General features: G+C 69.4%; 9 protein-coding genes and 2 pseudogenes. 6 read left to right on the top strand and 5 right to left on the bottom strand.

Annotation, left to right across the window (positions count from 1 at the left end):
- Nucleotides 1-68 precede the first annotated feature (68 nt).
- Both CC117_RS40335 and CC117_RS05415 read left to right on the top strand, forming a co-directional pair.
- Nucleotides 69-191: pseudogene (locus CC117_RS40335) on the top strand (IS6 family transposase); the annotation flags it as partial.
- A gap of 40 nt (nucleotides 192-231) precedes the next feature.
- Nucleotides 232-1,719, top strand: coding sequence for a recombinase family protein (locus CC117_RS05415; RefSeq protein WP_241829861.1), 1,488 nt, complete (start codon nucleotides 232-234; stop codon nucleotides 1,717-1,719).
- Here the strand turns inward: CC117_RS05415 and CC117_RS05410 are convergent.
- Both CC117_RS05410 and CC117_RS05405 read right to left on the bottom strand, forming a co-directional pair.
- Complete coding sequence (locus tag CC117_RS05410) at nucleotides 1,716-2,102, bottom strand: hypothetical protein (RefSeq protein ID WP_071082655.1); 387 nt, start codon at nucleotides 2,100-2,102, stop codon at nucleotides 1,716-1,718. The genes CC117_RS05415 and CC117_RS05410 overlap by 4 nt on opposite strands.
- The gene (locus tag CC117_RS05405; RefSeq protein WP_071082654.1) at nucleotides 2,099-3,538 is read right to left on the bottom strand and encodes a replication initiator; all 1,440 of its coding nucleotides are present in this window, start codon (nucleotides 3,536-3,538) and stop codon (nucleotides 2,099-2,101) included. The genes CC117_RS05410 and CC117_RS05405 overlap by 4 nt, the downstream gene beginning before the upstream one ends.
- 359 nt (nucleotides 3,539-3,897) lie before the next feature.
- Here CC117_RS05405 and CC117_RS05400 point away from each other — a divergent pair, with 359 nt between their 5' ends.
- Entirely contained in the window at nucleotides 3,898-5,517 is a 1,620-nt protein-coding gene (locus CC117_RS05400) for an IS1634 family transposase (protein WP_241829860.1), read from the top strand.
- A gap of 302 nt (nucleotides 5,518-5,819) precedes the next feature.
- On the opposite strand, the gene CC117_RS05395 is transcribed toward CC117_RS05400, so the two are convergent.
- The 3 genes from CC117_RS05395 to CC117_RS05385 are packed head-to-tail and all read right to left on the bottom strand — an operon-like array spanning nucleotide 5,820 to nucleotide 6,846.
- On the bottom strand, nucleotides 5,820-6,356 hold the full coding sequence (locus CC117_RS05395) for a hypothetical protein (protein ID WP_241829859.1): 537 nt from the start codon (nucleotides 6,354-6,356) through the stop codon (nucleotides 5,820-5,822).
- Complete coding sequence (locus CC117_RS05390) at nucleotides 6,353-6,574, bottom strand: hypothetical protein (RefSeq protein ID WP_071082653.1); 222 nt, start codon at nucleotides 6,572-6,574, stop codon at nucleotides 6,353-6,355. The genes CC117_RS05395 and CC117_RS05390 overlap by 4 nt, the downstream gene beginning before the upstream one ends.
- Before the next feature lie 47 nt (nucleotides 6,575-6,621).
- On the bottom strand, nucleotides 6,622-6,846 hold the full coding sequence (locus CC117_RS05385; RefSeq protein WP_116287706.1) for a DUF397 domain-containing protein: 225 nt from the start codon (nucleotides 6,844-6,846) through the stop codon (nucleotides 6,622-6,624).
- A gap of 322 nt (nucleotides 6,847-7,168) precedes the next feature.
- On the opposite strand from CC117_RS05385, the gene CC117_RS05380 reads away from it, so the two are divergent.
- From CC117_RS05380 to CC117_RS40330, 3 genes and pseudogenes are all read left to right on the top strand, one after another.
- Nucleotides 7,169-7,963 (top strand): GntR family transcriptional regulator, encoded by a 795-nt coding sequence (locus CC117_RS05380; RefSeq protein ID WP_071082652.1) that lies wholly within the window; start codon nucleotides 7,169-7,171, stop codon nucleotides 7,961-7,963.
- Entirely contained in the window at nucleotides 7,960-8,622 is a 663-nt protein-coding gene (locus CC117_RS05375; RefSeq protein ID WP_071082651.1) for a YdcF family protein, read from the top strand. The genes CC117_RS05380 and CC117_RS05375 overlap by 4 nt, the downstream gene beginning before the upstream one ends.
- A 570-nt stretch (nucleotides 8,623-9,192) precedes the next feature.
- Nucleotides 9,193-9,368 (top strand): annotated as a pseudogene (locus CC117_RS40330) (DDE-type integrase/transposase/recombinase); the annotation flags it as partial.

Here is a 9,368-nt window from a genome sequence, read left to right as displayed (position 1 = left end):
TGCGTCGACGTCGTGTCTGTCCACCGGTTCCGACGTCGGAGTTCGCCGGGTTCCGGTTCCCACCTGAGGTGATCGTGCTGGCGGTCCGCTGGTACCTGCGGTTCGCCCTGTCGTACCGGGACGTCGAGGAACTTCTGGCCGAACGCGGCCTCGACATTGATCACGTGACCGTGTACCGGTGGGTGCAACGATCATGCGAACTACACTTTTTGTATGGCGAAGTTAAACGGTTTGCGACTTGGTCTGTACACCCGGTATTCGGAACTGGTCGGTGGGGATGACGCGCTAGAACGCCAGGACGAGGACGGCTACGAGTTCGCCGAGGAGCACGGGGCGACGATCGAGAAGGTCTACCAGGAGAAGAAATCGGCCTGGAAGAAGAAGACGATCGTGTTGGAAGACGGCACGATGATCTCCCGGGTGATCCGCCCGGACTACGCCGAACTGTTGGCTGACCTGCGGTCCGGGTTCCTGGACGGGGCGATCGTGTGGGACCTGGACCGTCTCACCCGGGATCTGCGCGACCTGGAAGACGCGATCGAGGTCGTCGAGCTATACGGCCGCCCGATCGTCGGGCCCGGCGTCGATCTGACCACCGAGTACGGGAAGGCGAACGCCCGCGCGCAGGCGGTCGCGGCGAACAAGGCCAGCGCGGACACGTCCCGCCGGGTGCGCCGGTCGCACAAGCACCGCGCCGAGCGGGGGGTGCCGGTCGGGGGCAGCCGTCCGTTCGGCTGGAAGGACGACAAGCGCACGTTGAATCTCGCCGAGGCCGCGATCCTGCGCGAGGGAGCCCGCAAGATCCTGGCCGGAGTCCCGGTGGTCGATCTGCTGCATGAGTGGAACGACGCCGGTATCCGCGGGACCCGGGGGAAGAAGTGGACCAAGAGCAGCATCCTGAAGGTCTACCGCAACCCCCGGATCTGCGGTCTACGCGGCCGGGGGGTCGAGGAACCGAACATCAACGGCCATGTCGCGAAGTACATGCAGGTCGTCACCCGCAAGGAACGTACCCCCGACGGGCGGACCATCGAAGTCCCGGTGAAGGGCCAGTGGAAAGCGATCATCGGCGTGCGCCGGTGGGAACAGGTGATCGCCAAGATCGGGGACCGGACCTACGCCCAGCAGGGGCATAACTCCCGCCGCTACCTGCTCAGCGGCGTGGTGGCGTGCGGCCGGTGTGGCCGGTCGATGTTCGGGTCACCGCCCTACCGGGAACGCAAGCACGCGATCTACCGGTGCCCCGCGCCGACGCAAGGAGGGTGCGGGAAGGTCTCCCGGCACGGACCCCACACCGATGATCATATTCTGGCGGCGCTGTTCAACAAGATCGAGTTGGAGACCGCGAGCGCCGTCGTGGACGTCGCCCCGTGGACGGGGRAAGCCGCGCTGGCCGAGGTGCAGGAGAGCATCACCGAGACCCGCGCCGCGTGGACGTCGGTGCCCCGGCGGATCTCCCCGAAGGACTACTTCCCGACCATGGAAGAGCTCCGGGAACAGGAAGAAGTACTCCTGAAGGAACGGAACGATCATCTTGTGGCCACCGCGAACGCGCACGCCCGCCCCGCCGATGTCCGCGCCGAGTGGGACGACTACAGCCTCGCCCGCCAGCGCGCGATCATCAAAGAGCATCTGATTGCCGTGGTCGTCCACCCCGCCGGCAGGGGCCGCAGGTTCGACCCCGACCTGTTGGACCCGGTCTGGCGAGAAGAGACCTAACCACCACGATCGTCGGCCAGGACCAGCCCGAGCAGCGCCGCGACACGGCGCCGTTTCTCCCGCGACCACACCGGAGCCGCCAACGCCTGACGCCTACCCCATTCCTCCGCCGCATCGGAGAACACCCGCCGAGACCGCGCCGAAGCCGGCACCGGTACCGGTCGGGTGCCGGCCCGCCCACCCACCCGCACCGCGGTCGCCTTCCGCAGCACAGCCCCGGGAGCCATCGGGGCAGAAACAGCCGAAGAGCCAGAGGAGCTACCGGAACCTTCGGTGCTCACCTGCTGGCCAGCCACGGCAGGGGCCGCCTCACCCGCGCCGGTGTCGGCGTCGTCGGGGGTGTCGTCGAACAGCGAGAGCTGCACGGACGCTTCGCTGCTCATAGCCCGGCCAGCCACACATCGGAACCCGACCCAGCCGCCGGCACCGACATCCCGTCAGGTGGATCATCACCGTGATCCCCGGCATACAGACCACGCCCTGCATAGGTCCACGCCCCGAGGATCACCGTGTCGGGATCGCCGTCCGGACGGCCGAACGCGTCTACCGGCGCCCGGCCCGCCATCGCCGCACCGATCGTGCGGGACCACACCCGCCGCACCGTCCGCAGTGCGGTGAACGTGGTCGAGTAGGCCCGTGATTTCGACAGCCAGTGACCACCAAATCCCGCCTGATGGGCCCAGCGGACCAACCGCGGGATGTCACCGGATTCCCGGCCGAGCGCCGCATCCAACGCCACCGCGAACACCGGATCGTGGCCGAGCCGCCAGCAGGTTTCCACCAGCCGGCGCAGATGCGGGGGCAGCGTCAGCCGGCCGAGTGCGGCCAGCGACCGCACCGGATGATCCAACGCGCCACCCGCCGCCGCGGACTTGGTGATGTACTTCGCCAGGTAGTTACTGACCCGGGACACATCCGCCGGCCCCTCCAACGCGATCCGGCGGATATCGACCTGTGCGCCCCAGCGCACCGCCCAGCCGGCATCCGCAACGGTGGTGGTGTCAAGGGTGAGCGCGTCCGGATCCGGAGCCGGTGCTGCCACCGCGCTCAGGACCCCGCGCAGCGCGTCCGCGACCAGCTCACCGGCCGCCCAGGCGGGAGGAGCCGAGTCCGGCCCGAAGGGACCGTCCACCCGGATCACCACGTGCAGGTGGACGACGCCCCGCGCCTGCATCTCCGCGACTTTCACGAACGACAGCCGCGCCGCACGGCGAAGCCCCGCCACGGTCAGACCCGCAGTCGCCGCCACCGCGGATTCCGTGCCGTCGCGGGTGGCCTTCCACAACCGGGGGACGAGCGCGTTCCAGACCACCGACCGGCCGTAGCCGTAACAGTCCGCGCACAACGGCGACCCCAGCCGGGAATCATCCTCGCGGTGCCGCTCATGACAGCCCACCGGACGGCCGTGGGGGCACAGACCCCGCCGGGGGTGACAGGCCCGCACCGGACCGCCCTTGCCGCCCTGTTGGCGCCGCGAGTGCACCGGGCCGAACGACGGTGCGGTCAACGTGACGAACCACGCCGGATGCCCGGTCACCGTCTCCGGCACACCCTTGCCACCCGCGAGCCCGGCCAGGACCAGCCGCCGGGCATCGCGCTTGTAGACCGCCGAACACGCCGGACACGCGGACTCGCGCCGGTTGTTGCACCGGACATGCAGCACCCCGCCCGGCTCACCCGCAGAGGTGAACGCCCGGCGCACCTCACCAGTACCAACATCCACATGATCGACATGGCCGGACAGGCGAATCGGCCGGGAACAACCACCCGCCACCAGCCGGTTTTCGGGCAGGCTCACGCCCACGTCCACGGAAACCACCGCGTCCTTTCACCGCACAGGCGCAGTCAGCCCGGACGAACCCACAGGCCAGCCGCAGCACCACACGGAAAACGAGAACGGGAAACAGAAAAAGACCGGAAGATCAGCAGCGGCGGACCTCAACCGCCGGCCGGACCTACCCGGTCAACCCGTGAACGAGACAAACCCTGAACATCGACAGGACACGCCACATGCGGCACATCTGCACCCCAGACGGAACGTCAACACGACTGGACGCGAACCACGAGGACACCTGTACTCCGCACGATCGTCCGGTGTGCTGATTGCGTGACTTCTTGATCCGGCGGCGTGGCGATCAGCCTGGTGCGTAGTGCGTYCGGTCTGGCACGGTTCGCAGCGTGCTGGCGACCGCAGACCTCCTCTACGGGCCCCCGAGCTCGGAGAAGTTCCTCGGCTCGCTGCCCGTGATCCGTAGCCTGCTCGCGAGGATCGACCTCGTCGCGATCATCGACCGGCTGTGTCCGATCCAGGAGAACAAGGCCCGCTACACCCACGGCCAGGTCATCGCCATGCTGATCGCCAACCGGCTGACGTCCCCGACCCCGCTGATCCGGGTCGAGCAGTGGGCCCGCAGGTGGGCCGTCAAGGAGATCTTCGGGATCGAGCCCGACGCGCTCAACGACGACCGGTGCGGCCGGGCGCTCGAAGCCCTCGCCGAGCAGGCCGACGCGATCGTCGGCTCGATCGGCGCGGCCGCCGTCACGGCGTTCGGCATCGAGACCCTGCGCTTTCACTGGGACATGACCAGCATGTCCGTGTACGGCGCCTACGACCAGGCCGACCCCGCCTACGCCACCCCGAAACCCGGCCACCCAAAAGATCACAGATTCGACCTCAAACAGGTCCAGGTGGGCGTCGCGACCAGCGCCGACGGCGCGGTCGCGCTACTCACCCGCGCCTACGACGGCGGCGCCGCCGAGATCAGCCAGGTCGAGGGCGCGCTGCGCGCCCTGCGCGAACTGGCCGGTGAGCGCCGCTTCCTGATGGTCGGGGACAGCAAGCTGGTCTCTTACACGAACCTGCGGGCGATCGACGCCGCCGGGGCCACGTTCGTCGCCCCCGCCTCGCGCACGCTCGTCGGGCTGGCCGAACTCGCCGCCCACGACCCGACTACCGCCACGATCGTGGACTGGGCGGCCCAGCGCGACCAGGACAAGCTGTTCCACGAGCGCGACGTCCACCGGGTCGTCGAGGGGACCACGACCCTACGCGGGCCGAAGGCCGCCGACCCGCCGTTCCCCGTGCGCACGGTGTTCTCCCACTCGGCGCGGCGCGCCGAGACGTCCGCGACCACCCGCACGAAACAGATCGACAAGGCGCGCGCGGCGCTCGTCGTGCTGCACCGCAACCTTGGGACCCGCTACTACCCCGACGAGGCGGCGGTCCGCGCCCGCGTCGAGAAGATCACCGCAGAGTGTCGGGTCGGGGCGTGGCTGCGCACGCACGTCGACACCGACCCCGACGCCGGCAGACCACACCTGACCTGGTTCTTCGACCCCGACGCGCTCGACCTCGCAAAGAAGGCCGACGGCTGGTTCGCGCTGCTGACGAACCAGAGCATCGAGGAGAAGGACGCCGCCGGGGTCTTCCTCGACTACAAGGGCCAGGAGGCCTCCGAGCGGCGCTACAGCGCGTTCAAGGGCCCGCTCGCCGTCGACCCGCTCTACGTCGAGAACAACCAGCGGATCCACGGCCTGCTCCACGTCGTCGGCCTGGCCCTGCTGCTGTTCTCCCTGATCGAGCGCCAGGCCCGCCAGACCGCGGGCCCGTCCGGGAAGGTCCCCGGCCTCTACGCCGGCCGCCCAGCCAGGCCCACCGGCCGGCTCCTGCTCGAAGCCCTCGCGGACCTGCGCCTCGTGCCCGCCCGCGACGGCCAGCCCGCCTACATCCCCCGGCCCACGCCGCTCCAGCAGCGCGTGCTGGACCTCCTCGGAGTCGACCCGACCAGACCACCCTGATCAAGGAACAGGCTGGTCAAAGCACCAAACCCGAACGTGCGGAGTACAGGAGGACACGTGGCCCACGGTGCAGCAGCCCGAGCCCGGTCCGTGCCGCTCCCAGGCGGCTCAACGTGGACAGCTCGTCTATCTGGCGTACTGCCTTACACGACGCAGGGACCGCAGCCCCTCGAATGCCAATACCTATTATACCCGAACCGTCCGGGCCGAAACCGGCAAACACGACAACGGCGGCCCCGAACGTCGGCCATGAGGGGAAGGGCCGGACATGTTCGGGGCCGCCAGCTCGAAGCGGTCACCACCTACAAGACTGCGGATGCCTCTCCCGCCGTGACCAGAGCGGGGAAACGCACCTCCCACACATCCACCGGCGTGAGGACCTCGTGGTCCCGCAGCCGTACGCGATGCGCCGAGAATGTCACCCCGTCCGGGATCATCTCCTCGTTCGGAAGCGACCCCGTCATCACGATCCGAGGCAGCTCACCGGCCGCGAGACGCTCCTGCCGCAGCCGAACACCCACCGCCCACGCCACCCGCGTCTGTACCAGCGCCGTGAACCGGCGATGCAGGATCACCAGGCCCACCGTGGTCAACTGCGCCACACCGATACTCGCCCCGACCATCACGTCCTCATCGACGCGCATCAGGTCGCACAGCAGCATGTCCTGACCATCACCCGCCGACCGGACCGGTTCCGGCAGCAGACCGACAATCAGACTGTCCGCCGGTTCCGGYCACAGATCCCGCAGCCCACCAGCGTCGAACTCCCAGCCCGTCAACGCCGACCCGCCCATCAGGCCGCCAGCCCCGGACCCCCGCCCCGCAGCGGCACCCGTCACAGGGTCGCGATCATCCCCAGACCGAAGAACGGCAGCACCCGGTATCCCGCAGGTGGAATGCCCCGCTCCCGCGCGTACTGCGCCAGCATCCGAGCATCGACGAACGGCGCCACCACCTGCACTCCCGGTACCACCAGCGCCAGCGCCCCCGACGGAGTGACCACGTCCCGCACGTTCACCATCCGCGCCAGGCCCGTACCCGTACCCGTAGCCGTCATCGTCGTCCCAGGACCAGCCGTCCCCGTCCTCACCGTCGTACCTGTCCTCATCGCGCATCGCCACCTCCCGAATCCGTCAGATCGTCAAACTCCCCGCCGCGCACACCCGCCAGGAACGCCCGCCACTCGGCCGCCGAAAACAGCAAGGACGGGCCATCCGGCCAGCCGGCCTGACGCAGCGCCACCCCCACGCCGACAGCCGCAGTGGCGAAGCCCAACGGCGCGACCTCCATTGCCGCGTCACCCGAGCCCGACGCACGCCGCCACGCCATCCGCTCCCGACCCCACGCCGGCAGCTCAAAATCCAGACTCGCCGCCCACCGGCGCATCCACCCATCCCGCACCCGCACACCCCCGATCAGCCGAACGGAACGAACGAGCAGCGGCCCCAGGTGCAGACAGGACAGGATGTGTGTGGTCCGAAGCCACACCCAGGACCGCCAGAGACAACGCCCCAGCTCAGCCCCCAAAGGCGGGGCCGCTGCGCCATCCCGCTACCACTTCCACCGGAAACCTTCCTAGGAAGCTTGACCAAGCCTGCCCTACCTTCCTAGGAAGGTCAAGACCTTCCTAGGAAGCCTCTACACTCGCGCAATGAGCAGCAGCAGGCGCGGGGCATCTGATCGGATCTGGGCCGATCTCCGTGAGCAGATCACCTCCGGACGACTCGCCCCGAAGACCGCGCTCCCCTCCACCGCCGAACTGGCCCGGCACTACGGCGTCGCCACCGAGACCGCCCGTCTCGCCGTGACCCGCCTCAAGGAAGAAGGGCTGGTCAGCGGCCGGACCGGAGCCGGTGTCTACGTCCGCTCCCGGCCACCCCTACGCCGCCTCGGGATTGACCGGTACGACAAGGCCAAGTGGCGTGACGCCGATCTGGTCGCGTTCGCCGCCGACCGCGTCGCCTCCGGCCGGCCCTGGAAACCTGGCGACCAGACGCAGACGGTCCGCCGCCTTCCCGCGCCACCCGACGTCGCCGCGGCACTCGGGGTCCCCGAAGGCGCCGACGTGTACGAACGCGCACGCCTGATCCGCGAGAACGACGAGCCCACCCACACCCTCACCAGCTACTACCGCCCCGACCACGTCGAAGGCACCCGCCTCACCGAGGACACCGCCGGCCCTGCCGGCCCCGGTGGCGGATTCCGGGTCCTCTACGAACAGGGCCTCGAACCCGCCTGGATCGACGAAGACCTCCGGGCGCGAATGCCAACACCCGAGGAGGCCACGACCTTGCAGCTACCGCCCGGAGAACCCGTCGTCGAGCTGCACCGCACCACCTTCACCGCCGACCACACGGCCGTGGAATACGCCGTCGGAGTCCACGCCGCGTCACGGTTCGCCTGGTCCTACCGGTTCCCGCTACCCGACAGCACCGACCGCCCATGACCCCAGCCACGACACTGCCCACGGCGATACGAGGCCCGGTCGAAATGCTCTGGAACTACCACGACCTGCACCACGACCCCCAGCCCACCGACATCGGCATCGGCCTCGGCAGCCACGACCTCAGCGTCGCGACCTGCGCCGCCACCCTCTACCACCGCGGCCTGTTCCCCCGGATCGTGTTCACCGGCGCGAACGCCCCCACCACCATCGACACCTTCCCCCGAGGGGAAGCAGTCCACTACCGCGAACACGCCCTCACCCTGGACGTCCCCGACGCCGCCATCCTCATCGAGACCACCGCACGCAACACCGGCGAGAACATCACCCGCACCCGCGACCTGCTCACCGCCCACGGCCTCACACCCAGGTCCGTGACGCTGATCTCCCGGCCCTACCAGCAGCGCCGCGCCTACGCCACCTGCCGCAGGCTCTGGCCGGACGTCGACGTCCGATGCGCGTCCCTACCCGTCACCCTGGACGACTACATCGCCAGCATCGGAGACACCGACCGCGTCGTCTCCATGCTCGTCGGCGACACCCAACGCATCTGGCTCTACGCCGAACGCGGCCACGCCATCCCCCAACCCGTCCCCGACGACATCCGCGACGCCTACCGCGCACTTACCCAAGCCGGCTACACCAGCCGCCTGATCAACTAACCTCCGAGCCACACCGGCAGCACCGAGCAGGCCAGGCATGCCGGAAAGATCGTCGCCAAAGTTCTGTACGGTTTTCAAGGCGCCCCTGCGGGCGCGCGTGGACCCTGCCGCACACGCCGTGCGCGCCGCACTCGCCACGCCCGGCCGGCTCGCCGCACCCGGCCCGGGGCCCCGCCTCCCTCCGGTCGGCACCCCGCCCGGAGCGTCGGCCCGCCGGGTGCGTCGGTGCGTCGGCCCGTCGGAGCGTCAGGGCCCACGCCACGGACGGTCGGACGCCCAGGACGCCTGTCCGCTGTTGATGAATGGGGCTCCGCCCCAACCCCCGGCCCTCTCTCCGGAGGAGGGGGTGGCCGCGAACGTCCGCTGATCGCCTCCGCCGGACGGACACCCGGAGGGTTACCCCGGAACCCCCGACCGTGCAAGAGCGCACGACACCCAGCGGGCACGGCTGGAGCGTTGGCGCTCGTGCACGGCCGGAGAACCCGGGGTAAGGCGCAGCCTGCCCGACCGACGGAGGAGATCAGCTCAGGCGGGGGTTTGTGTGAGAAGTGAAGTTCGCCGACCTGTTGCGTCCAACGCTTCACGCCCTTGCTCGTCGACGCCGCGCGGCCGTGTCGGCACAGCCCTGGGGACAGGTGGTTCGTCGACGAAACCTACGTCAAGGTCGCCGGACGGTGGACGTACCTGTACCGGGCGGTTGACCAGTACGGGCAGGTCATCGACGTCCTTGCCAGCGAACGACGCGA

The organism is Parafrankia colletiae (assembly GCF_001854655.1).
Lineage (GTDB): Bacteria > Actinomycetota > Actinomycetes > Frankiales > Frankiaceae > Parafrankia > Parafrankia colletiae.
Note: the sequence above shows the minus strand (reverse complement) of the source record. Positions and strands in the feature narration are given on the sequence as shown.